General features: G+C 55.2%; 24 protein-coding genes. 13 read left to right on the top strand and 11 right to left on the bottom strand.

Annotated elements, in window-relative coordinates; genetic code table 11:
* Positions 1–45: 45 nt before the first annotated feature.
* A complete protein-coding gene (locus tag ACVCAM_RS13375; RefSeq protein ID WP_407223645.1) occupies positions 46–1,635 on the bottom strand; it encodes an ABC transporter substrate-binding protein in 1,590 nt (529 codons plus the stop codon).
* A gap of 245 nt (positions 1,636–1,880) precedes the next feature.
* On the opposite strand from ACVCAM_RS13375, the gene yghU reads away from it, so the two are divergent.
* From yghU to ACVCAM_RS13355, 4 genes are all read left to right on the top strand, one after another.
* Complete coding sequence (gene yghU, locus ACVCAM_RS13370; protein ID WP_008499796.1) at positions 1,881–2,747, top strand: glutathione-dependent disulfide-bond oxidoreductase; 867 nt, start codon at positions 1,881–1,883, stop codon at positions 2,745–2,747.
* A 158-nt stretch (positions 2,748–2,905) separates the two neighbouring features.
* Complete coding sequence (locus ACVCAM_RS13365; protein WP_008499797.1) at positions 2,906–3,238, top strand: glycine zipper domain-containing protein; 333 nt, start codon at positions 2,906–2,908, stop codon at positions 3,236–3,238.
* Positions 3,239–3,430: 192 nt separating this feature from the next.
* The gene (locus tag ACVCAM_RS13360; RefSeq protein WP_008499798.1) at positions 3,431–3,763 is read left to right on the top strand and encodes a type II toxin-antitoxin system RelE/ParE family toxin; all 333 of its coding nucleotides are present in this window, start codon (positions 3,431–3,433) and stop codon (positions 3,761–3,763) included.
* Between the two features lie 12 nt (positions 3,764–3,775).
* On the top strand, positions 3,776–4,102 hold the full coding sequence (locus tag ACVCAM_RS13355) for a helix-turn-helix domain-containing transcriptional regulator (RefSeq protein WP_032664412.1): 327 nt from the start codon (positions 3,776–3,778) through the stop codon (positions 4,100–4,102).
* 44 nt (positions 4,103–4,146) lie between these two features.
* Here ACVCAM_RS13355 and ACVCAM_RS13350 read toward each other — a convergent pair whose 3' ends face one another.
* The 3 genes from ACVCAM_RS13350 to ACVCAM_RS13340 all read right to left on the bottom strand — a co-directional run bounded on the left by ACVCAM_RS13350 (position 4,147) and on the right by ACVCAM_RS13340 (position 6,550).
* On the bottom strand, positions 4,147–4,419 hold the full coding sequence (locus ACVCAM_RS13350) for a hypothetical protein (protein WP_023344918.1): 273 nt from the start codon (positions 4,417–4,419) through the stop codon (positions 4,147–4,149).
* A gap of 202 nt (positions 4,420–4,621) precedes the next feature.
* The gene (locus ACVCAM_RS13345) at positions 4,622–4,876 is read right to left on the bottom strand and encodes a hypothetical protein (protein WP_023344919.1); all 255 of its coding nucleotides are present in this window, start codon (positions 4,874–4,876) and stop codon (positions 4,622–4,624) included.
* A gap of 126 nt (positions 4,877–5,002) precedes the next feature.
* A complete protein-coding gene (locus ACVCAM_RS13340; protein WP_025912490.1) occupies positions 5,003–6,550 on the bottom strand; it encodes a methyl-accepting chemotaxis protein in 1,548 nt (515 codons plus the stop codon).
* A gap of 550 nt (positions 6,551–7,100) precedes the next feature.
* On the opposite strand from ACVCAM_RS13340, the gene ACVCAM_RS13335 reads away from it, so the two are divergent.
* On the top strand, positions 7,101–9,647 hold the full coding sequence (locus tag ACVCAM_RS13335) for an autotransporter family protein (RefSeq protein WP_223825737.1): 2,547 nt from the start codon (positions 7,101–7,103) through the stop codon (positions 9,645–9,647).
* 181 nt (positions 9,648–9,828) lie between these two features.
* Positions 9,829–10,869 (top strand): aldo/keto reductase, encoded by a 1,041-nt coding sequence (locus ACVCAM_RS13330; protein ID WP_320750844.1) that lies wholly within the window; start codon positions 9,829–9,831, stop codon positions 10,867–10,869.
* A gap of 64 nt (positions 10,870–10,933) precedes the next feature.
* On the opposite strand, the gene ACVCAM_RS13325 is transcribed toward ACVCAM_RS13330, so the two are convergent.
* Positions 10,934–11,422 (bottom strand): TIGR00645 family protein, encoded by a 489-nt coding sequence (locus ACVCAM_RS13325; protein ID WP_008499805.1) that lies wholly within the window; start codon positions 11,420–11,422, stop codon positions 10,934–10,936.
* 82 nt (positions 11,423–11,504) lie between these two features.
* Positions 11,505–12,008: an ESA_00282 family adhesion-associated protein gene (locus ACVCAM_RS13320; protein ID WP_008499806.1), complete on the bottom strand. Its 504-nt coding sequence runs from the start codon at positions 12,006–12,008 to the stop codon at positions 11,505–11,507.
* 103 nt (positions 12,009–12,111) lie between these two features.
* On the opposite strand from ACVCAM_RS13320, the gene ACVCAM_RS13315 reads away from it, so the two are divergent.
* Both ACVCAM_RS13315 and ACVCAM_RS13310 read left to right on the top strand, forming a co-directional pair.
* Entirely contained in the window at positions 12,112–12,516 is a 405-nt protein-coding gene (locus ACVCAM_RS13315) for a hypothetical protein (protein WP_407223646.1), read from the top strand.
* A 1-nt stretch (position 12,517) separates the two neighbouring features.
* Entirely contained in the window at positions 12,518–12,967 is a 450-nt protein-coding gene (locus ACVCAM_RS13310) for a hypothetical protein (protein WP_023294557.1), read from the top strand.
* A gap of 43 nt (positions 12,968–13,010) precedes the next feature.
* Here the strand turns inward: ACVCAM_RS13310 and exbD are convergent, their stop codons facing one another.
* Both exbD and exbB read right to left on the bottom strand, forming a co-directional pair.
* Complete coding sequence (gene exbD / locus ACVCAM_RS13305; protein ID WP_008499809.1) at positions 13,011–13,436, bottom strand: TonB system transport protein ExbD; 426 nt, start codon at positions 13,434–13,436, stop codon at positions 13,011–13,013.
* Positions 13,437–13,440: 4 nt separating this feature from the next.
* Positions 13,441–14,172: a tol-pal system-associated acyl-CoA thioesterase gene (gene exbB / locus ACVCAM_RS13300; protein ID WP_021242115.1), complete on the bottom strand. Its 732-nt coding sequence runs from the start codon at positions 14,170–14,172 to the stop codon at positions 13,441–13,443.
* Between the two features lie 251 nt (positions 14,173–14,423).
* Between exbB and metC the strand changes: the two genes are divergently transcribed.
* Together metC and yghB are read left to right on the top strand one after the other, a co-directional pair.
* Positions 14,424–15,611, top strand: a complete 1,188-nt coding sequence (gene metC / locus ACVCAM_RS13295) for a cystathionine beta-lyase (RefSeq protein ID WP_008499811.1) — start codon at positions 14,424–14,426, stop codon at positions 15,609–15,611.
* Positions 15,612–15,754: 143 nt separating this feature from the next.
* The gene (yghB, locus tag ACVCAM_RS13290) at positions 15,755–16,414 is read left to right on the top strand and encodes a DedA family general envelope maintenance protein YghB (RefSeq protein WP_008499812.1); all 660 of its coding nucleotides are present in this window, start codon (positions 15,755–15,757) and stop codon (positions 16,412–16,414) included.
* A gap of 48 nt (positions 16,415–16,462) precedes the next feature.
* Here the strand turns inward: yghB and ACVCAM_RS13285 are convergent, their stop codons facing one another.
* Positions 16,463–17,362: an AraC family transcriptional regulator gene (locus tag ACVCAM_RS13285; protein ID WP_008502996.1), complete on the bottom strand. Its 900-nt coding sequence runs from the start codon at positions 17,360–17,362 to the stop codon at positions 16,463–16,465.
* A gap of 194 nt (positions 17,363–17,556) precedes the next feature.
* Here ACVCAM_RS13285 and yqhD point away from each other — a divergent pair, with 194 nt between their 5' ends.
* The gene (gene yqhD / locus ACVCAM_RS13280; RefSeq protein ID WP_407223647.1) at positions 17,557–18,720 is read left to right on the top strand and encodes an alcohol dehydrogenase; all 1,164 of its coding nucleotides are present in this window, start codon (positions 17,557–17,559) and stop codon (positions 18,718–18,720) included.
* A gap of 105 nt (positions 18,721–18,825) precedes the next feature.
* Positions 18,826–19,653, top strand: a complete 828-nt coding sequence (gene dkgA / locus ACVCAM_RS13275; RefSeq protein ID WP_021242117.1) for a 2,5-didehydrogluconate reductase DkgA — start codon at positions 18,826–18,828, stop codon at positions 19,651–19,653.
* A 41-nt stretch (positions 19,654–19,694) separates the two neighbouring features.
* Here the strand turns inward: dkgA and ACVCAM_RS13270 are convergent, their stop codons facing one another.
* Positions 19,695–20,096, bottom strand: coding sequence for a carboxypeptidase-like regulatory domain-containing protein (locus tag ACVCAM_RS13270; protein WP_025912494.1), 402 nt, complete (start codon positions 20,094–20,096; stop codon positions 19,695–19,697).
* Positions 20,097–20,211: 115 nt separating this feature from the next.
* The gene (locus ACVCAM_RS13265) at positions 20,212–22,386 is read right to left on the bottom strand and encodes a YgiQ family radical SAM protein (protein ID WP_023344923.1); all 2,175 of its coding nucleotides are present in this window, start codon (positions 22,384–22,386) and stop codon (positions 20,212–20,214) included.
* 199 nt (positions 22,387–22,585) lie between these two features.
* Here ACVCAM_RS13265 and ACVCAM_RS13260 point away from each other — a divergent pair, with 199 nt between their 5' ends.
* Complete coding sequence (locus ACVCAM_RS13260) at positions 22,586–24,061, top strand: TrkH family potassium uptake protein (protein WP_407223648.1); 1,476 nt, start codon at positions 22,586–22,588, stop codon at positions 24,059–24,061.
* Positions 24,062–24,068 lie beyond the last annotated feature (7 nt).

Below are 24,068 nucleotides of genomic sequence, written 5' to 3'. Positions count from 1 at the left end.
GACATGCCCTTACCAAGGCCCCGACCCGACGGCCGGGGCAATCGCTTATTTCTGATAGATTTTTGACAGATCCTGGAACAGATAGACCGGTTTCGGCTCCGCTTCCTGGGTGCCGCCGAAACGCTTGTCTACCGCGACGGTCGCATTGGTATAGGCGATCGGGTAGTACGTCATGTCGTTCGCCACGATCTGCTGAATTTGCTTGTAGATATCGGCACGTTTCGCGGCGTCGGTTTCCACGGCGCCTTTATCCCACAGGGCATCAAACTGCGGATTTTTGTAGTGCGCGTAGTTATAGGCTTCGTTGCTCATGAACAGCGATTTGTAGCCGTCCGGCTCTGAGCCCATGATGTAGCCGCCCAGGTTCAGCTCCCACGCGGTGTTGTTCATATCGAGGCTGCGCTGGGACATGGCGTTGGAGTCCAGCGGCATCAGCTCCACGTTCACCCCAATGCCCTTCAGCGCCTGCTGAATGTAGAGCGCCATGCTCTCCTGGGTTTTGTTGGTATTCACATACGCCAGGCGCAGCTTGAGGTTGTCCGGCGCGCCGGACGCTTTAAGCCGCTCTTTAGCTTTTTGCAGGTCGAAATTGTATTGCTCGACGTCATCCGTCTTGTAAAGCGTATCGGGCGTCAGGAAGGACGTCGCGGGTTTGGCGTAGTCCAGCGAGGTAAAGGCGGTCTGGGTCAGCTCGTCTTTGTTGATGGCGTAAGCAATGGCCTGACGCAATTCTTTGCTCTTCATTACCGGCACGTTCTGGTTGAACGTCATATAGGCCAGACGGCCTTCCGGATAGACCACGAAGTCAAACTTACCGGTATTTTTCAGGCGGTTCACATCCTGCGGGTCAACCATCTTGAGGTTGATTTCACCGTTTTGCAGCGCAAGGTTGGCGGCGTTACTGTCTTTGGCGAAACGGTAGGTCACCGAATCTAGCTTCGCTTTGCCGTTCCAGTAATCGTCAAAACGGGTCAGGGCATAATATTGTCCGGCGCGGTACTCTTTAAATTTGAACGGCCCGGAGCCGACCGGTGCATCGTTTTTGCTGCTCTTTTCCAGGTCGCCTTCGCTGGCGAACACGTGCTGCGGGATCGGGTAGATCTGTACCAGCGTGCCGGTAAAGGCCGCGCTGACCTGCGGTAAGGTGAACTTAACGGTGCGGTCGTCAACCTTGCTTACCTGTACCGGCTTATCGCCGTAGGTGAACATGCTGCGGAAGAAGCTGTGCTGTTTGGCATCCAGCAGCTTATTGAAGGTGAAGACCACGTCGTCCGCCGTCAGCGGTTGTCCATCCTGCCATTTCAGGTTCGGTTTTAACGTCAGGGTGTAGCTGAGGTTGTCGGCAGAGGGCGTCAGGCTTTCCGCCAGGCCCCATTCGATCTTACCGTTGTTGAAGCTATAGAGCGGGGCATAGAGCGCCTGCATGATCGTCAACGTGGTACGGTCGCTGGCGTAGAGCGGATTTACAGCTAACGGGTCGCCGGAGGTAATACCGATAATCAGCGAACCGCCCGCTTTTGGCGCATCGCTTTTTGCCGCTGAGGGCGTATTTGTCTCTTTATTTTTCGCATCATCACAGCCCGCCAGGCCTAACGCGAGCGAAACAACCACTGCCGATAACAGAAGCTTGCGCATCTCACTAACTCCTTGCCTTATAAAGTGTTTATGACTGCATCTTTTATTTATGTTGAAGCATCATATGCAGCTTTATCCGTTTACGCATTAATTATGAAAATGCGATTTTCGATTAAGCTTATGCCGGATTTGATATATATAAGCGCCGGAAGGAATAGCGGCAGATCGATTACGCTCAGTTCGTTAAACGCTTCACAAATCTCCTGCTACACTGCCTCAACACATCACTCAAAAGGCAGGCCAACATGTCAGACAACACGTATCAGCCACCCAAAGTGTGGGAATGGAAAAAGAACAACGGCGGCGCGTTCGCCAACATCAACCGCCCCATTTCGGGCGCGACCCATGAGAAAGATCTTCCTGTCGGTTCGCACCCGCTGCAGCTTTACTCGCTGGGCACACCGAACGGCCAGAAGGTGACGATCATGCTCGAAGAGCTGCTGGCGCTGGGCGTAACGGGCGCGGAGTACGACGCGTGGTTGATCCGCATCGGCGAGGGCGATCAGTTCTCCAGCGGCTTCGTGGAGGTGAACCCGAACTCGAAAATACCGGCGCTGCGTGACCACTCCACGAACCCGCCAACGCGCGTCTTTGAATCCGGCAATATCCTGCTCTATCTGGCGGAGAAATTCGGCCACTTCCTGCCGAAAGATCCGGCGGGACGCACCGAGACGCTGAACTGGCTGTTCTGGCTGCAGGGCGCGGCGCCGTTCCTCGGCGGCGGTTTTGGCCACTTCTATAACTATGCCCCGGTGAAAATTGAGTACGCGATTGACCGCTTTACCATGGAAGCCAAACGCCTGTTCGACGTGCTGGATAAACAGCTGGCGCGCGGTCGCTACGTGGCGGGTGAGGAGTACACCATTGCCGATATCGCCATCTGGCCATGGTTCGGCTGCGTGGCGCTGGGCAGCGTGTACAACGCCGCTGAGTTCCTCGACGCAGAAAAGTACACCAACGTGCAGCGCTGGGCGAAAGACGTGGCGAACCGCCATGCCGTTAAGCGCGGACGCATCGTTAACCGCACCAGCGGCGAGCTGAACGAGCAGCTTCACGAACGCCACGCGGCGAGCGACTTCGAGACCAATACGGAAGATAAGCGTCAGGCGTAATGTTCTGCCGGGCGGATCGCCGCCCGGCAACCGAGATCCTTTCGCAGGGCATGATTGGCCTAAAGGTTGAGCCGGTATTGCTGGCACTATCTGTGCGTTTTTCTCACCTCAGAGTGAGAAGCGACGTATCAACCGACAGCAGTCACAAAGGATCTGTTATGAAACTGATTAAAACAACGCTGGTTATCAGCGCCCTCATTTTTTCCACCTCGGGAATGGCCATCGATAAAACCGCCGCTGGCGCGGTAGCAGGCGCTGCCATTGGCGCGGCCACGGGCAAAGATCTGAAATCCACCGTTGGCGGTGCCGTTGTTGGCGCAGGCACGGGTGCCATGTTCAAAAACGGCGACAAAGGTAAAGCCGCGCGTAAAGGCGGCGCCGTAGGGGCTGCCGTGGGCGCAGGCGCCGCGGCGGTTACCGGCAAGAGCGTGCTGAAAGGTGCAGCCGTTGGCGCGGGAACGGGCGCGCTGATTGGTGAAGCGACGCACTGATAAACTTCGCCGGGCGTCGCAGCGCGTGCCCGGCCTCATGGCTGTTCAGTAATAACCCCGCACCCAATCTCACATTTTTGCGAGCCGCTTTCCGAAATAGCATTTCCCCTCTGTCGCAGCGATGTTAACAATTGCCAGTCGTAGCCTGAAGATTACAATGCATTTGCTTATCGTAAACTACAGGCTACAATAATGGCTAAGGTTAAACACTACATCACAGCTGACGGGTATGACCCTTTTGATGCATATCTAAGAAGTGTGAAAGATCCCATAGCAAAAGCCATGATTGCCACGCGTGTCGCCAGAATGTCAACGGGTAACTATGGTGATTGTAAACCATGCAGAGAGAGCGTTTCAGAGCTCAGAATTAACCAGGGGCCGGGTTACCGTGTCTATTTCAGCGAAGTCTCCGATCCGGCAGATGGCGCAGTGAGTCTGGTGCTACTGACTGGAACGAAAAAAAAGCAAAGTGCAGATATTGAAAGAGCCGTTGAGTACCTCAACGACTACAAGCGCAGGATATAAAAGGAAATCGCAATGGCTAAATCAGTACTCCATGATGACGCAATGGTACAACTCCTGAAAGATTCTCCGGATTTCGCGCCCGTATATCTTCATCAGGCTTTCATTGAAATTGACGAGCCCGGAGGCTATGAGGCATTCATGCTGGCTTTACGACATGTTATAGAAGCCTCCGGCGGGATGACTGTCATTGCAAAACGCGCAGGCATTTCTCGCGAATCACTCTACAAATCACTTTCACCAAACGGTAATCCCTCATTTAAGCGTATCGCCGAAGTGGCATCTGCAACGGGCTACCCAATATCCCGAATTGCAACAGCAGGATTAAACACACCAGCGTGAGAGCCACTCCAAAATAGGCCCGGATATGCGACCCGGGCAATACATCAATGGTGATCGTCATACTGATGCTCAATCACCATTCCTTCCGCCACGCTCGCCACATGGCGTGCACGCGGATGATAGACCGGTGCAGGGGCGGCATACGTTGTTTGTACAGGTGCAGGCGCAACGCTTACCGCCTCGGGAACCGTGGCTGACTGAGGAACAATCACGACCTTATACCCGGTGGGGACATCGACCGTGACGCTCTGGGCCATCGCTGTATTGACCACGGCAAAACCTGCCAGGGCTGCTAATAAAATAATACGGTTTTTCATAAATTGAATTATTTCCGGCTTCAAGAAGATAATTCATTATGTCGGCGAATTCTTAAGACAATATTAATTTTCATGTTCTGGAATGTGCAGAAAGTGCCAAATATATTGTCACAAGCGAATATTTTAATTTTTGAAATATATTGACTTACGCTTTTTAAAAAGGCGGCAAGAAACATGTTCGCATGCCGCCTCGCCTGTTATGTTAATACTTTATATCCCGCGCTTTTTGCCGCCCGGCCTGTTTCATCTGACGTTTATCCTGGCGGCAGTCGTGATTACTCTGGTTATTGTTCGCCACGCAGGTCTGTTTCACCTGCCGTGACGCGTCGCGGGTTTCCTGCCTGACATCACGCGCCACGCGCCGCGCCTGCGCCTGCTGGGTCGCGCTGGTGGAAACCGAGAAAAGCGTCAGAAAAATGAGAGAAAGGACAGGGATAAAAGATAACGATCTGTTCATAGCAACACCTCGTAGAAGAGAGTCCAGAACGTCAGGGGTTAGCAAAAGAATAGCAGTTTCAGAGCACGCGGAATGGGGAAGGCGTTAATAATGTAAGGCCGCTCAAGGCGGCCTTATCACGTTGCGTTATGCCGTCAGGCGGAACTTCTGCACCGAGCGCTGAAGATCTTCGGTCTGACGCTCCAGCGCCGAAGCCGCCGCGGAAACCTCCTCCACCAGCGAGGCGTTTTGCTGGGTGACGCCGTCCATCTGCGTAATGGCGATACCGACCTGCGAAATGCCTTTACTCTGCTCCTCAGAGGCAGAGGCGATTTGCTTCATAATGGTCGTCACTTCCGTCACGTCCCGCAAAATCGCATCCATGGTCGTACCCGTGTCGCTTACCAGCTTTGCACCCTGCTCGACGCGGGAAACGGAATCGGTAATCAGCCCCTCAATCTCTTTCGCCGCGTTGGCGCTGCGGCTTGCCAGGTTGCGGACTTCGCCCGCGACGACGGCGAAGCCGCGCCCCTGTTCGCCCGCGCGTGCTGCTTCAACCGCCGCGTTAAGTGCCAGAATATTGGTCTGGAAGGCAATGCTGTTAATGACGTTGGTGATTTCAGCAATTTTCTTCGAGCTTTCCGAAATACCGCTCATGGTGCTTACCACCTCTTCCACCAGCGAACCGCCGCGGCTGGCGGTGGTTGAGGCCACATCGGCCAGCTGGCTTGCCTGACGGGCGCTCTCCGCGTTCAGTTTCACCGTAGCGGTCAGCTGTTCCATGCTGGCTGCCGTCTCTTCCAGTGCCGCCGCCTGCTCTTCGGTACGGGAGGAGAGATCGTTGTTACCGCTGGAAATCTCCGTCGCCCCGCGCCAGATATTTTCACTGCCGGAGCGGATCGTGCTGACCGCCTCGCGCAGGCTGTCCTGCATGGCGCTCAGCAGCGGCACCAGCTGTCCCACGCAGTTGCGGCCGAACGGCTCAATGGGCTGGCTGAGATCGCCCTGAGCAATCTGGCGGAACTGCTGGCGAATGCGGTCCAGCGGTTTGACCAGCATCGCGACCAGGTAACGGTCGGTGAAGAGCAGGATCAGCAGACCGACGATCGTGGCGACGATAATCACCGTACGGGTCATGCTGGTCAGGCCGTCCACCACCACGCGGGTGCTGTCGAGCGACTTTGCGGCAGCACTGTTGAACTCTTCAGCCGCCGCGCCGAACGCGCGGCTCAGCGTTGGCGTTACGTTATTGGCCTGCTGACGATAGCCGTCCAGCGCGCCCAGTTTCGCCTGCTGCATTTGCGGCGTCACGCCCTGTTCGAGCAGCGCCTGCCAGGCACCGATCACCCGGGAAGAGACCTGGGGGTCCATTGGGCCTGGGGAGATCGCTTTCATCTCGGCCAGCTTCTTGCCCATGTTATCCAGCGCCTGCTGGGCAGACGCCAGATCCGGCGTGCCGCCTGCGGCTTTGACTTCCATTGCGCGGCTCAGACGGGTCACAAAGCGGAAATACTGATCGTTGCCCTGGCTGAGCACCGTCATCTGCTTGACCAGCTGGCGGTCCACCTCGTTGCCATCTGAAACGCGAGACAGAGACCAGGTGCTGTAGAGCCCAACACCCGCCCACATTAAACAAAAGATCCCGAGAATCGCCAGCATGACGAAACGGATCGTGAAATTACGGAGCATATTCATAAGTCTTCCTTGCCGTGAGGGTGAATTCGCCCAGAGGCGAGTCTTACCCTCGTTATCGGCAGAAACTGACGAAGTTATACTATTTCGCGCGTAATTTTATAAAAATCTTCGCTACCCTGACGTTCGCCGGAAAAGGATAATCACTGCGGGGAAAATCTTACTGCTCAATACATGTTTTCATATTTCAGCAGCCGTCGAAATGTAAAACAGACAAACAGTTAATTAACCTCACAACCCGAAAGGATGAATACCCTGATGAATGAGACGGTCAAAGAACCGCACGACCGGTCAAGAAACCCTTTAATTTGTATGCAAATCATTCCAAAGCATTTAGCTCATGAATTAAATTAAATTTATTAATCAGATTTAATTATTTAAACACTAATTATTGTGCAGGATATTTTTTTAGATTTCATTACATCCTTACCTGCTGAGGAAGTTCTTATTTTAAATAAATTCATTTAAAAAGAGCCGGACAATTTTCGACTCATCCAGAGAACTTCAAATGCGCAAATTAATGAATCGTACATTGCTTTCGCAATGTGTATTAGTGGCTTTAACGTCATTTGGCGCCCAGGCTAACGTAACACCCGCTACGCCCTGCCAGCCGGGCGTGACATCGCAGACCTGCGGCTTAACGAAATATGTAGATAATAGTTTCTATGAAGATCCCGGCGTGACTAATGCCATTATGGCCGACACCACCGCAAATAATATCTTTATGGATGGAAGCCGTGAATCAGGGGATACCCAGTCATTAACCGTTTCTGGTACCGACATGTCCGGCCATTATATTCAGGGCAGCAACGGGGGGACGGCTAATATTACGGTGAATAACGGCGCCACCGTCGATATGATCGAAGTGGGCAATACCGGTGCAACCACCAATACGACGGTGACCATCGATGACGCCACGCTGAATGGCGAAAATGACGCCGGAAGCTACGAGGGCAAGAAAGCCTATATGATGGGTTCCGCCATTTATCTCGACCCCATGGATAAAGGTTACCACACCGTCAACGTTGAGGACGGCAGCATGCTGCACGGCAGTATTCTCAGTGCGGGAGCCGGTGCACAAAATATTGCCATCAGCAACAGCACGATGGATAAAGGCGGTATTTACGCGGGTAGCGATAAATCTGATACCAATATTACGCTGACTAACGCTTCCGTGGATGCCTCGCAGAGCGAAATCGCGCAGAACATCGACACGCTGGCGGTAAAACTGAGCGGATACAAGCCCTTCAGCGACATCAACCTGGATGCCTTTGGCGATGTCGCTATCGCGATGTACGGAACGAAGGCTGATTCGCTGGCGCTGGATAACAGTACGGTCACCGGCGACATTGGGGCCTTTAACGAAAACGGCACCACGCTGATTTCATTGACCAATAACAGCGTGGTAAATGGCAATGTGACCGTCGATGGTAACGCCGCAAATTCCGTTCTGGTGGATAACAGCACCGTGAATGGCGAGATAAATACCAGCCAGAGTACGGGCAATAGCACAATTACGCTGCAGAACAACGCGACCGTCAACGGTGATATTACAACGGGTGCAGGTGATGATACGGTCGTGCTGACCAATGATTCACATGTCAATGGCAATGTTAACGGTGGTGACGGCAGCGATACTCTGTCAATGGATGCGGGCAGTTCTATATCCGGACAAATAAGCCAGTTTGAAACGGTAAATACCACCAGCGATAACAGCATTGCCATTGATAAAATTAACGATGCAACCAGCTGGAGTTTGCAAAACGGTTCAACCCTGATTGCCAACACCACCGGCAGCAATGCGCTGGTTACCATGAGCACCGACAGCTACGTGAATTTCGGTAATATTACCGGCGCCAATAACGCCGTGGTGGTGAACAGCATTACGCCGTCAGCGCAAAATCAGCAGGGAATAGTCCTGGGGACCTTCACCACGTCGGGCAGCAGTGCGCCGCAGAATTATGCAGCAGCCACGTTTACCAACGGCGACCAGACCGTGGAGAACCGTAGCGGCGCCTATAACTACAACAACAGTCTGAATATTGTTGCGGCCGACAGCGCGCCTCAGGCTCAGCTGACTGCAGATAATAGCCAGAGCTGGAATATTGAATTTAACAGCCAGAAGGGCAACCTTGCGAGCGACGTTCAGGGGCTGGTAGCCGGCCTGGATGCAGCGGAACAGGCCGGGCATCAGGTAGCGGATGACATCAGCAACCACATGAACCAGGTGCATCTGGCAAACCTGCTGGGAGAACAGCAGGACGGTGCGCAGGTCTGGGGCGATTTCCTTTATCAGAACGGTAATTTCAGCAACGACGTCGACTATAAAAGCATCACTCAGGGTGCGCAGGGCGGCGTAGACTGGACGGCGCATCTGGACAACGGCGACAGCGTCACCGGCGGTATCGCGCTGGCGTGGACGCGCAGCCGCGTGCAGGACACCAGCGACGGCGCGGATAGCTTCAAAGACAGCGTTTACGGTAACTACTACAGCCTGTATGGCGGCTGGCAGCAGGCGCTGAACGGCCGAACCTGGGGTCTGTTTGCTGACGGCAGCTTCAGCTACGGCGATATGCGTTACTCGCTGTCTGCCAACAACGTGACGGGCGATACCAGCGGCATGACGGAAGCGCTGCACGGCTCCACCGATGGCAGTCTGTATCTGGCGCAGGCCCGCACCGGGGTGAACGTGTTGCTGCCAGGCGAAACGCTGCTGCAACCCTACGCCACTCTTGGCTGGGATCAGACCAAAGCGAACGGCTTCTCTGACAGCGAAGTCACCTTTGCCGACAGCCAGGTCTCTTCCTGGAACGGCGGCGCGGGCGTGAGGCTCACCACCACCCTTCGCGATTTGAACAAAAACGTGAAGGTGATGCCGTGGATCGACGCGCGCTTCCAGAAAGAGTTCAGCGATGACACCGACATTCAGGCGGCGGATTATCACAATACCTCCGGTCACAACAACACCATGGGCATCTTTGGGGCAGGTATCAACGCCACCATCGCCCATAACTTCACCCTGACTACCGGCGTCTATGTCGGTACTGGCGATGTGGATAACGATGCCAGCGTACAGGCGGGGATGAGCTACAGCTTCTGATTGTCGTCTGATTGCCCGGTGACCTGCGTGTACCGGGCAGTGCGGGACTCAACGTCTGACGCATCCCGGGGAAAATTGCTGGCAGGGAGTTCTGCCATCGCTTCTCCCCGGGATTTGTGTTTTGATAAGGACAGAATGAAAACGCCGTTTCAAAAATTCATCGATAAGAAAAGGAGACATCATGTCCTGGTACCCTGCCCCTGACCGCTACGAGAACATGCAGTACCGCCACTGTGGCAAAAGCGGCCTTCGCCTGCCCGCGCTGTCGCTTGGCCTGTGGCATAGCTTCGGCCATATTCAGCCTCTTGATGCCCAGCGGGCGCTGCTGCGTAAAGCCTTTGACCTCGGCATTACCCATTTCGACCTTGCCAACAACTACGGCCCGCCAGCAGGCAGCGCGGAAGAGAATTTTGGCCGTCTGCTGCGGGAGGACTTTGCCGCGTATCGCGACGAGCTGGTTATCTCCACCAAGGCGGGTTACGACATGTGGCCCGGGCCATACGGCTCAGGCGGATCGCGCAAATATCTGCTCGCCAGCCTCGATCAGAGCCTGAAACGCCTGGGCGTCGACTACGTGGATATTTTCTATTCCCACCGCGTGGATGAAACCACGCCGATGGAAGAGACGGCCTCTGCACTTGCCCACGCCGTGCAGAGCGGCAAAGCGCTGTATGTAGGCATTTCCTCCTATTCAACCGAGCGCACGCAAAAAATGGCCGAGCTGCTGCGCGAGTGGAAGATCCCCCTGCTGATCCACCAGCCGTCCTATAACCTGCTCAACCGCTGGGTCGATAAGACCGGTTTGCTGGATGCGCTGGCGGCAAACGGTACCGGGTGCATCGCCTTTACCCCGCTGGCGCAGGGGCTGCTGACCGGAAAATACCTGAACGGTATTCCTGAAGATTCACGCATGCAGCGTGAAGGCAAGAAAGTCCGCGGTCTGAACGAAAAAATGCTGACCGAAGCCAACCTGAACAGCCTGCGTCTGCTGAGTGAAATGGCGCAGGCGCGCGGTCAGACCATGGCGCAGATGGCGTTGAGCTGGCTGCTGAAAGATGCGCGCGTGACGTCAGTGCTGATTGGCGCAAGCCGCCCGGAACAGATTGAGGAGAACGTTCGGGCGCTGGATAACCTGCGCTTTACTGAGGACGAACTCAAGCGGATTGACCAGCATGTTGCGGATGGGGAGTTGAACCTGTGGCAGGCGTCGTCTGATAAATAATACCGCACCGAGCAGTCCCCTCTCCCCTTTGGGGAGAGGGTTAGGGTGAGGGGTAAGGCGTACTTTACTTCTTACTGATCTTATCCAGATACCCCATCACAAACGCAGACAGCACAAACGTCAGATGGATAATGACGTACCACATCAGTTTGTTATCCGGCACGTTCTTCGCGTCCATAAACACGCGTAGCAGGTGGATAGAAGAGATCGCCACAATCGACGCGGCCACTTTATTCTTCAGCGACGAGGCATCCATTTTGCCCAACCAGCTGAGCTTCTCTTTGCGCTCGTCGATATCCAGCTGAGAGACGAAATTCTCGTAGCCGGAGAACATCACCATTACCAGCAGCCCGCCCACCAGGGTCATATCCACCAGCGACAGCAGAACCAGAATCAAATCCGCCTCGGCAATGGAAAAGATATTCGGCAGAACGTGCAGGATTTCCTGAAAGAACTTAATCGTCAGCGCGATAAGCGCCAGCGAAAGGCCAAAATAGACGGGAGCCAGTATCCAGCGAGAGGCGTACATGGCATTTTCAAAAAAGCGTTCCATAAAGTCCTGTTTGCAAGAGAAACCAGCGCCCAGTATATCCCAATGGCGCTGACTGTTTGCAATAGCTCACCAGTATGGTCACTCAGACGTTGTCGGGGTTAACCTCTGGACGGGCGTATTCCGGCCAGACCAGCACCACCAGCTCCGGGTAAGCTTCCAGGCTGAACTCACGAAAACACTGACGCAAATTTAATACGTCCAGATCGGAATAAGAGACCTTCTCGCCGTTAAGGCAGCGTTTTTTGATATTGTCATAATATTTATACACGGCTGAATTGAGATCGCTACAGCGACGCTGTGCTTCAAACAGTCCGGGCGTGTCATTAATTTCCGACATTTTCATGCGTTTAATTGTCGCGTGTAAAAAGTCGATATATTCATGGTTCACCCGCCAGTACCAGACAGGCGTAACGGAGTTCATCAATACAGAGAAATGGTCTTCCCCTTCCTCTTTTGTCATGAGTTCCGGTTGCGGCGGTTCACTGGTGTCTTTCGACACTTTCGTTTTATTGAACTCCTGCATCAATAAAAGCACACCAGCGGTCAGTAATAGTAATGTGATGACCGTAAAAAAGATGCTGTTCATGGGTAGGCTCCATTTTTTTTGATTTTAAATTTGCCTCATGATATTGTCAACGAATCTCACGCCTTTACCAACCCCACCCTGTTGAAATTAAAGGAAATTAAAAATGCTGCCCGACTATCTCGTCCCGGCTAAGTACCACATTACGCCTGTGGAACAGCAACCGACGGAAGCAGAAAAAGAGGTCAGTTTCACTCAGGGGAAAAGAAAGCTCTCTGATTTCGAGCCTGATATATTAATTGGTGTTTCCCGTACCGGCAAATCCCGTAATATGTTGCTGGAAGAGCACGATCGTCATATAAAAGACCGCTTATTTCGCGCTATAAAAATTGAAGCCTTTGTCCACCTGCTGAATGATCTGCAGGCCGAAGGTGAAACAGATGCCCAGAAACTAAGTCAAATATTGGCCGAAAAAACCAAAGAAATTAACGAAGCGGGCAATGAAATTTGGCTTAACTTAATTACGCGCGAAAAAAACAACCCAATTTTTTATAGCCTGGGGGAGGATTAACGTGAAGGAAGTTAAAAATAACGACGTTTATTTGACTTTGGATGATAAAAAAAGTGATGAATTTATCTTAAAGCAAAATCTCGACGCGCTGCGAAACACAAAAAATGACGAGATGACGCGCATTACACAGGACCTGGTATCGATCCCGGCGACGCTGGTGCGGCTGAAATGGCAGAATCGCCGTGAGATTTATCCGCTGCAGGTCAAAGAAGAAATTTACGGTGCCGTGATGAACGCCATCATGGAACAGCGGCCAGAGCTAAAAGAGAAGCTTCTGGGACGCCTTGAGGCCAACTACCAGTATCTGCTTGCCAGAGAGATCGCCACCCTGCGTCTGACGCGCAAACTGTCAGACGGCGAGTACCGTACCTCAAACGTCACCTGCGTTGCGCTTGATGAGGACGCGCTGGCAACCCCCTCTACCGCACCGACGGAAAATAAAAACGCATAAACCCAACAGGCATAAAAAAAGCCGGCTTTCGCCAGCTTCTTTATCACTTCGCGGCCGCTTTCTCTTCGCCGACCAGCCCAATCTTCAGATAACCCGCCTGATGCAGCGTGTCCATTACCTTCATCATGGTTTCATAATCCACGGTTTTATCCGCACGGAAGAAGACCGTGGTGTCTTTTTTACCGCCGGTAAGCTGATCCAGCGCCGGGATAACAGAGTCGGCCGTTACCGGGTCGTTACCGAGGAACATCGATTTATCGGCCTTCACGGACAGATAGACAGGCTTTTCCGGGCGCGGCTGCGGCTGGCTGGACGAGGCTGGCAGATTCACCTTCACGTCCACCGTCGCCAGCGGCGCGGCCACCATGAAGATGATCAGCAGAACCAGCATGACGTCGATAAACGGCGTCACGTTGATCTCATGCATTTCGCCGTTATCGTCCAGATTTTCGTTTAGACGCATCGCCATAATATCAACCCACGCGCAGTTTGGACGCCGCGTGCACCGGCTTAACGGCGCTGGCATTCAGGTCGAGATCGCGGCTCTGCAGCAGCAGAACCTGCGCGGCAACGTCACCGAGGGTGGCTTTGTAGCTGCCAATCATCCGCGCGAAGATGTTGTAGATAACCACCGCCGGAATCGCCGCGACCAGACCAATCGCCGTCGCCAGCAGCGCTTCTGCGATACCCGGCGCAACGACCGCCAGGTTGGTGGTTTGGGTCTGCGCGATACCGATAAAGCTGTTCATGATGCCCCAGACCGTACCGAAAAGACCGATGAACGGCGAAATCGCGCCGATGGTGGCCAGATAACCATTGCCGCGCCCCATGTGTCGGCCAACTGCCGCCACGCGACGTTCCAGACGGAAACCGGTACGCTCTTTTATGCCTTCGTTATCTTCACTGCCCGCGGAGAGTTCCAGCTCGTTCTGTGCTTCATTCACGAGCAGGGTAGTCAGGCTTTTCGCGTGGAAGGATGAGGTCATATCTGAAGCCTGATCCAGAGAGCGGGCTTCTGCCAGCTGTTGCTGTTCCCGCTTGAGGCGACGCTTCTGCGAAAGCAGCTCGGCGCTCTTGCTGAAGAAGATAGCCCAGGTGACAACGGACGCCAGAATCAGGCCGATCATCACAATCTTAACCACGATGTCAGCATGCTGATACATGCCCCAAACGGAGAGATCCGCCTGCATCAAATTATTACCCACTCTGTATCTCCAGGACGCAAATCACAAAATCTGAACGTAATAATATCAAAACATCGTCGAATTGATAGTAGTTCTCATTAGTATTTGCATAGTGCCGCAATTTTCGTTCACTTTCCTTGCGCTTACGCAGTAAAAATTTCTTATGCGCTTTTTTGCTAATATTTTCTGCTTATTCGATAAGCCTGCGGGTGCAGTTTTTTCCAATCGTGGTAGTCTGGACGTCCAGACGTATAAAAACAGGGTTAGCGAACATGACAACGAAGCATCTTGATACCACGCTGGTACAGGCAGGACGCAGCAAAAAATATACTCAGGGATCGGTCAACAGCGTGATTCAACGCGCCTCCTCGCTGGTGTTTGACACCGTTGAGGAGAAAAAAAACGCCACGCGCAACCGCGCAAAAGGCGGGCTGTTTTATGGCCGTCGCGGCACGCTAACCCACTTTTCTCTGCAGGAAGCGATGTGCGAACTGGAAGGCGGCGCAGGCTGCGCGCTGTTCCCGTGCGGCGCGGCGGCGGTCGCCAACACCATTCTGGCGTTTGTGGAACAGGGCGACCATATCCTGATGACCAACACCGCCTATGAACCCAGCCAGGACTTCTGTACCAAAATCCTCAGCAAGCTCGGCGTGACGACCGGCTGGTTCGACCCGCTGATTGGTGAAGGCATTGCCGAACTTATTCAGCCAAACACGCGCATTGTGTTCCTGGAATCGCCGGGGTCACTCACCATGGAAGTTCACGACGTGCCGGCTATCGTCAAGGCCGTGCGCAGCAAAGCGCCAGAGGCGATCATTATGATCGACAACACCTGGGCGGCAGGCGTGCTGTTCAAAGCGCTGGAATTCGACATTGATATTTCCATCCAGGCGGCGACGAAATACCTGATTGGCCACTCTGACGGCATGATTGGTACTGCGGTTTCCAACGCGCGCTGCTGGGATCAGCTGCGTGAAAACGCCTATCTGATGGGCCAGATGGTGGATGCCGACACGGCGTACATGACCAGCCGCGGACTCCGCACGCTGGGCGTTCGCCTGCGTCAGCACCACGAAAGCAGCCTGAAGGTGGCCGAATGGCTGGCGCAGCATCCGCAGGTTGAGCGCGTAAACCATCCGGCGCTGCCGGGCAGTAAGGGGCATGAATTCTGGCAACGTGACTTTACGGGCAGCAGCGGTTTGTTCTCGTTTGTGCTGAAAAAACGGCTGAATAATGACGAGCTGGCAAGCTATCTGGATAATTTTAGCCTCTTCAGCATGGCCTATTCTTGGGGCGGTTTTGAATCCCTGATCCTGGCTAACCAGCCGGAGCAGATCGCGGCCCTGCGCCCAGGTGGTGAAGTGGACTTCAGCGGTACCCTGATTCGACTGCATATCGGTTTAGAAAATGTTGACGATCTGATTGCGGATTTAGCAGCAGGGTTCGAGCGTATCGTGTAGAGTGCTGGCTGACAATGTACTCTCTGGACGCTTTTGTGGACACCGCAAGCAGAAAAGTCTGCATGAGTTGCGCCCGGAATCAAACCCGACGGGCGAATTAGGGAGTACAATAGCGCTATATCTGCTGTTCCACAGGAAAGTCCATGGCTGTTATTCAAGATATTATCGCGGCGCTCTGGCAACATGATTTTGCCGCCCTGGCGGATCCTCACGTCATAGGCGTCGTCTATTTCGTGATGTTCGCAACGCTGTTTCTGGAAAATGGATTACTGCCAGCTTCGTTTTTACCCGGTGACAGTCTGCTTTTGCTTGCCGGGGCGTTGATCGGCAAAGGCGTCATGGACTTTACGCCCACGATGGTTATCCTCACTTCCGCAGCCAGCCTGGGCTGCTGGCTGAGCTATCTGCAGGGCCGCTGGCTCGGCAACACGCGCGTGGTCAAAAGCTGGCTGGCGCAGTTACCCCATAAATACCATCAGCGTGCAACCTGCATGTTTGACCGACACGGCCTGCTTGCGCTGCTGGCCGGACGTTTTCTGGCGTTCGTTCGCACCCTTCTGCCGACGATGGCGGGCATTTCCGGTTTGTCGAACCGCCGCTTCCAGTTCTTCAACTGGCTGAGCGCCCTGCTTTGGGTTGGCGTGGTGACGACATTCGGCTATGCGCTGAATATGATCCCCTTCGTGAAACACCACGAAGATCAGGTGATGACCTTCCTGATGGTGCTGCCGATGTTCCTGCTGGTGGCGGGTCTGGTGGGTACCATCGCGGTAGTGATTAAGAAGAAGTACTGCAGCGCATAATTCAACAAAGCCGGGTGGCGCTATCGCTTACCCGGCCTACGTTTTTCGTCAGGCTCCCTGCATCGTTCTTATACGTGACGCATCCTCTCCCGGCGTGACGCCGAAATAGCGCTTAAACTCCCGACTGAACTGCGACGCACTTTCATAGCCCACCCGCATCGCCGCCGCGCTGGCCTTCATGCCGTCGTGGATCATCAGCATTCGCGCCTTATGCAGCCGGTAGGTTTTGAGGTACTGCAGCGGCGAGGTGCTGGTCACCGATTTAAAGTTATGGTGAAACGCCGAGACGCTCATATTGGCTTCTGCCGCCAACTGGTCGACGCTGAGGTTTTCGGTGTACTGGCTTTCGATACGCTTGAGCACGCGGCTTATCAGGCTGAAGTGGGTCTGTCGGCTCACCAGGGCAAGTAACGCGCCGCCGCCCGGGCCCAGCAGCACGTGGTACAGAATTTCTCGGATAATCTGCTTGCCCAGTATGCGCGCGTCCAGCGGCCTCTCCATGACGTCCAGCAAACGTTCAATGGCGCAAAGGATCTCTTCCGACAGCGTCGCCGAATTGATCCCGCTTGAGGCCATCGAAGGCTGGAAGAGTTCGTCTTCGCCAATCTCCATCAGCAGCTCCTGCAGCTGGAGGATATCAACATTGACGCGGATCCCTGCCAGCGGAACCGCCTCTGTCGCGAAGGTTTCACATTCGAAGGGTAAAGGTACTGTCAGCAGCAGATATTCATTGGTGTCGTAGCGGAACACGCGCTCGTTGATATAGCCAATTTTATGGCCTGAAAAGAGAAAAACGATGCCCGGCTGGTACATGACCGGCGTGCGCGTTCCGGGCTGCGTGCCGTAGAGCAGGCGAATGTCCGGCAGCAGATCGCTGGCACGATTTTCATTATCTATCAATCTCTTAATCTGCGCAGTGAGCTGCTGGCAGATAGCCTCACGGTTCATCTTGCGTCACTCCGGGTGCGGTTTTCGACGTTGACAGTGTGCGTTGTTTTCCGCGCTTTCTCCAGCGCTCTGTAGAAATGGGCAAGACATCGGCAGGAATGTGCATTGAGGGCGTAGCCCCGGACGGCCACAATGTGCAGCATCAGGTCGCCCTCTGCGCACCACGGTTTTTCACCCACTAAAGGGAACGAGCAATGAACAACTTTAATCTTCACACCCCAACCCGCATTCTGTTTGGTAAAGACGCTATCGCTGACCTCCGCGCACAGATCCCTGCTGACGCCCGCGTGCTGATCACCTACGGTGGCGGCAGCGTGAAAAAAACCGGCGTGCTGGATCAGGTTTACAGCGCGCTGGACGGTCTGGACGTGCGTGAGTTTGGCGGCATTGAGCCAAACCCGTCCTACGAAACGCTGATGAACGCGGTGAAAATCGCCCGCGAAGAAAACATCACCTTCCTGCTGGCGGTCGGCGGCGGCTCCGTGCTGGACGGCACCAAATTCATCGCGGCGGCAGCGCACTATGCTGACGGCATCGATCCGTGGCACATTCTGGAAACCCGCGGGAGCGACATCAAAAGCGCTATCCCGATGGGCTCCGTGCTGACCCTCCCGGCCACCGGTTCTGAATCCAACAAGGGCGCGGTCATCTCCCGTAAAACTACCGGTGATAAGCAGGCCTTCATGAACGAACACGTTCAGCCTGTCTTCGCCATTCTGGATCCGGTCTACACCTACACCCTGCCTGCGCGTCAGGTCGCGAACGGCGTGGTCGATGCCTTTGTTCATACCGTTGAGCAGTACGTCACGTATCCGGTGAATGCCAAAATCCAGGATCGTTTTGCGGAAGGCATTCTGCTGACGCTGATTGAAGAAGGTCCGAAAGCGCTGAAAGAGCCGGAAAACTATGACGTTCGCGCCAACGTGATGTGGGCCGCCACCCAGGCGCTGAATGGCCTGATCGGTGCTGGCGTGCCGCAGGACTGGGCGACCCACATGCTGGGCCACGAGCTGACGGCGATGCACGGTCTGGATCATGCGCAGACGCTGGCCGTTGTGCTGCCTGCGCTGTGGAATGAAAAACGTGATACCAAACGCGCCAAACTGCTGCAGTACGCTGAGCGCGTGTGGAACATCACCGAGGGTTCTGACAATGCGCGTATTGATGCCGCCATCGAAGCGACCCGCAGCTTCTTTGAAGGTCTGGGCGTGCCAACGCGTCTGTCTGGCTACGGTCTGGACGGCAGCTCCATCCCAGCCCTGCTGGCGAAACTCGAAGAGCATGGCATGACCCATCTGGGCGAGCACGGCGACATTACCCTGGACGTCAGCCGCCGTATTTACGAGGCGGCACGCTAAGCGTTTTTGTCCCCCCGACTTTCGTTTTTTGACATTTCGTCCAGACTTAATGCACACCCCATCGCCGGAGTCTCCCTCCGGCGATGCGCACCTGAAGGAGGAAAAATGGCAAACCAAACCGTAATCAAGCTGCAGGACGGCAACGTGATGCCCCAGCTGGGGCTAGGTGTATGGAAAGCCGGTAACGACGAGGTCGTCTCCGCCATTCATAAAGCCCTGGAAGTCGGCTACCGGTCGATTGACACCGCCGCCGCGTACAAAAACGAGGACGGCGTGGGGACCGCACTGGCCAGCGCCGGTGTCCCCCGCGATGAGTTATTCATCACCACGAAACTGTGGAATGACGATCAAAAACGTCCCCGCGAAGCCCTGCAGGAGAGTCTGGAGAAGCTCCAGCTCGATTTCGTCGACCTGTATCTCATGCACTGGCCGGTTCCGGCCATCGACCATTACGTTGATGCCTGGAAAGGGATGATTGAACTGCAAAAAGAGGGGCTGGTGAAAAGCATCGGCGTCTGTAACTTCCAGGTTCATCACCTGCAGCGGCTGATTGACGAGACGGGCGTCGCGCCTGTGATTAACCAGATCGAACTGCACCCGCTGTTGCAGCAGCGCCAGCTTCACGCCTGGAACGCCACGCATAAGATTCAGACCGAATCCTGGAGCCCGCTGGCTCAGGGCGGTGAAGGGGTATTCGATCAGAAAATTATCCGCGACCTGGCGGATAAATACGGCAAAACCCCGGCGCAGATCGTCATTCGCTGGCATCTGGACAACGGCCTGGTGGTGATCCCGAAATCGGTCACGCCATCGCGCATCGCCGAGAACTTCGACGTCTGGGATTTCCGTCTGGACAAAGATGAGCTGGGGGAAATTGCGAAGCTGGATAAGGGCAAGCGGCTTGGGCCAGACCCGGATCAGTTTGGCGGATAATACTTAAAACGAGCCCGGTCTTCCGCCGGGCTCGTTTTAATTTATAAACCGGACTGACATCTCGCTTCTCCGGGAAGATCAGGTAATGTGCAAATAACGTTGTACGCTTTCCCTTCCAGTTTATGTGGCCCACCGAGACCGCCGCCTACTTCTGCACCATATTCCTTTCCGTTGACGCTTATCTGGAGCGGGGTGTGATAAATCCAGTCCATCGGACCTATTGGCAGAAAAAAGATCCACTCATGCTGGCTCTGAAAAGCAAAACGACCGTTGTCGTCAGAAAGCGTTTGCTCCCTCTCTAATGTTATTTTAGCGCCCGGGACTGGCTTACCTGCGCTGTCGATTAGACGTCCTTCCACTTCTGGCTGTGTCTGGCGGTGCATTACACAACCGCATAACGTAAGGCCAATCAGCATCGCTCCTGTTAACTTCCTAATTTTCATTTTGGGCCTCCTACCCTTATGCAGAAAAAAGCCGGGTGGCGGCTGCGCCTTACCCGGCCTACGCGCTGGCCTGTAGGCCCGGTAAGCGCTAGCGCCACCGGGCTTTGTTACAGGTTTAACCGATCTTACGTTTTACGGTCTTCTTCGTTCCCGCTCCACCGTTCGAACGCTGATGCACAATCGGCGTGTGCTTCGTCAGCGCCGGGCGCGTATTGCGGTTCTGGCGACGCGCTTCGCGCATCTCCTCCAGCGTCGGGGCCGGTACCAGACAGTCGCGGCGCGAGCCGATCAGATGCTTTTTGCCCATCTCTTCCAGCGCCTGGCGGATCAGCGGCCAGTTGGCCGGATCGTGGTAGCGCAGCAGCGCTTTGTGCAGACGACGCTGTTTATCCCCTTTCGGCACCACCACGTCTTCACTCTTATAGCCAATCTTACTCAGCGGGTTCTTGCCGGTGTAGTACATGGTCGTCGAGTTGGCGAGCGGTGACGGATAGAAGTTCTGCACCTGATCCAGGCGGAAGCGGCGCTGCTTCAGCCACAGCGCCAGGTTCACCATGTCCTCATCACGCGTGCCCGGGTGGGCGGAGATGAAGTACGGGATCAGATACTGCTCTTTGCCCGCCTGCTTCGAGTAGGTGTCGAACAGCTGCTTAAAGCGATCGTAGCTGCCCATGCCCGGCTTCATCATCTTCGACAGCGGGCCTTCTTCGGTGTGCTCCGGCGCAATCTTCAGATAGCCACCCACGTGGTGCGTCGCCAGCTCTTTGATGTAGCGCGGATCTTCCACGGCGATGTCATAACGCACCCCGGACGCGATGAGGATCTTCTTGATGCCCTTCAGATCGCGCGCGCGGCGGTAGAGGTTGATCGTCGGCTCGTGGTTGGTGTCCATGTGCTCACAAATGCTCGGATAGACGCAGGAGAGGCGACGACAGGTTTGTTCCGCGCGCGGTGATTTGCAGCGCAGCATATACATGTTGGCGGTTGGGCCGCCAAGATCGGAAATCACGCCGGTAAAGCCCGGCACGGAGTCGCGAATGGCTTCGATCTCATTGATGATCGAATCTTCAGAGCGGCTCTGAATAATGCGCCCTTCGTGCTCGGTAATGGAGCAGAAGGAACAGCCACCGAAGCAGCCGCGCATGATGTTGATCGAGAAGCGGATCATCTCATACGCCGGGATGCGGGCGTTGCCGTACGCCGGGTGCGGCACGCGCTTGTACGGCAGCGCAAAGACGCTGTCCATCTCTTCGGTGGAGAGCGGGATCGCCGGCGGGTTGATCCAGATAAAGCGCTCGCCGTGCTTCTGCATCAGCGCGCGGGCGCAGCCCGGGTTGGTTTCATGGTGCAGAATACGGGACGCGTGCGCGTAGAGCACCTTGTCGGCTTTCACCTTCTCGTAGGACGGTAGCAGTACGTAGGTCTTTTCCCACGGCTTCGGGCGCGGCGGCTGCACGACGATCGCCTTCGCTTCCGCCTTCTTTGGCTCTACCGGTTTGTTATCGGCACACGGCAGATCGTCGCCGTACGGATGTGGGATCGGGTCGATTTTGCCCGGCATATCGATGATGCGGGAATCTACCCCGCGCCAGCCCGGCAGCGCCTCTTTCACCATAATGGCGGTATTGCGCACGTCGCGGATGCTGCTCACCGGCTCGCCCTGCGACAGGCGGTGCGCCACTTCCACCAGCGGACGCTCGCCGTTTCCGTAAATCAGCATGTCGGCCTTGGAATCCACCAGCACCGAGCGGCGCACGGTATCTGACCAGTAGTCGTAGTGTGCGGTACGGCGCAGGCTCGCCTCGATGCCGCCCAGGATCACCGGCACGTCTTTCCAGGCTTCTTTGCAGCGCTGGGTATAGACGAGGGTTGCGCGGTCCGGACGTTTGCCCGCCACGTTATCCGGCGTGTAGGCGTCGTCATGGCGCAGCTTACGGTCGGCGGTATAACGGTTGATCATCGAGTCCATGTTGCCCGCGGTCACGCCGAAGAACAGGTTCGGTTTACCCAGACGCATAAAGTCGTCTTTGCTGTTCCAGTCAGGCTGGGAGATGATCCCCACGCGGAAGCCCTGCGCCTCAAGCATACGGCCACAGATGGCCATGCCGAAGCTCGGGTGGTCAACGTAGGCATCGCCCGTGACCAGAATGATATCGCAGCTGTCCCAGCCCAGTTGGTCCATCTCTTCCCGGGACATCGGCAGGAACGGCGCCGGTCCAAAGCAGGCCGCCCAGTACTGGGGCCAGGAGAAGAGGTCACGATCCGGCTGGATCAGGGAAATTGCGCTCATAATGCTTCCGAAGAAAAAATAAACAAAAGGAGCGGGATTATACGCTGTTCATCTGCCAGATTTGAAGAAAAGGATGCAGGAAGCAGGCAGATATTCACGGAAGTCGTTAAAATACGCCGCCCTGATAATTTTGGATCATAATATTCACTCTATTTTCCGGTGATTTGCCCCGGAATGCGTGTTTGTGCGGAGCTCAGTTGTGAAGCCCAACGATTCGTTACATGTCTCCCAGCTGCGGGTTGTCCTGCACCTCTGCGGTTTCCTTGTGCTGCTGTACAGCCTTTCCATGCTTCCGCCGATGGTTATCGCCCTGCTGAACAAAGAGCGGACCTACTTTGCCTTCCTGACCACTTTTTTAACCTTTTTTAGTCTCGGAGGCTTAACCTGGCGGGCAACCCGCCACGCCGGCATCCAGCTGCGCACCCGCGACGGTTTCGTGATTATCGTGCTGTTCTGGCTGCTGTTTTCGTTGATTAGCGCCATGCCGCTCTGGATGGATGACGGGCTTCAGCTCTCCTTTGCTGACGCGCTCTTTGAGGGGGTTTCCGGGATCACCACTACCGGAGCGACGGTGATCGGGGACGTCAGCGCCCTGCCTAAGTCGTACCTGTATTACCGCGCTCAGCTGAATTTCATTGGCGGGTTAGGCGTCATCGTGCTGGCCGTCGCGGTCCTGCCGCTGCTGGGCATTGGCGGCATGAAGCTTTATCAGTCAGAGATGCCGGGGCCGTTCAAGGAGGAGCGTCTGACGCCCCGCCTTGCCGATACCGCGCGCACGCTGTGGGTGACCTACTTCGCGCTGGGCGTGGCCTGCACTCTGGCCTACTGGCTGGCGGGAATGTCCTTTTTTGACGCCGTCTGTCACGGGCTTTCGACCGTGTCACTGGGCGGCTTCTCCACCCGCAGCGAGAGCATTGGTTTTTATGACAGCCACGCAATCGAGCTGGTTGCCGGGGCGTTTTCGCTGCTCTCCGCGTTTAACTTCACCCTCTGGTACGTCGCCATTGTCCGACGCACCCTGAAGCCGATTCGTCGCAGCCCGGAGGTTAAATTCTTCCTGAGCGCCGCTGCGGCGATTATCCTCATCACCGCCTGGCAGGTCTGGCATGCAGGCATGTACAGCCCCACGGATAGCCTGGTGCACGCCTTCTTCCTTGCCAGTTCGATGATGACCGATAACGGCCTGTCGACCGCCGACTACGCCCAATGGCCCACGCACACCATCTTCCTGTTGTTGAGCGCCAGCTTTTTTGGCGGCTGCGTAGGCTCGACCTGCGGCGGGATCAAAGCCCTGCGTTTTTTGATTATGTTCAAGCAGAGTATTCAGGAGATGAACCAGCTGGCGCATCCGCGCGCGCTGCTGAGCATTAAGGTGGGCAAAAGCGTGGTGAATGAACGCGTCCTGCGCTCGGTCTGGAGCTTCTTCTTTCTCTACGTGATGATCACGGGCTTTTTTGTCTGGGCGCTTAATCTGATGGGCTACGATCTGTTTACGTCATTCGCGACGGTCGCCGCCTGTATCAACAACATGGGGCTGGGATTTGGCGAGACGGCGTCGACGTTCGGCACGTTAACAGAAGGGGCTAAGCTGTTGATGTGCTCGGCGATGATCTTAGGGCGTCTGGAAATTTACCCGGTGCTGATTCTGTTCTCGCGCTTTTTCTGGCGGGCATAAACCATTC

The organism is Enterobacter sp. CFEC122 (assembly GCF_052983755.1).
The sequence above is the reverse complement of the archived record's forward strand: the minus strand, read 5'-3'. Positions and strand labels throughout refer to the sequence as shown.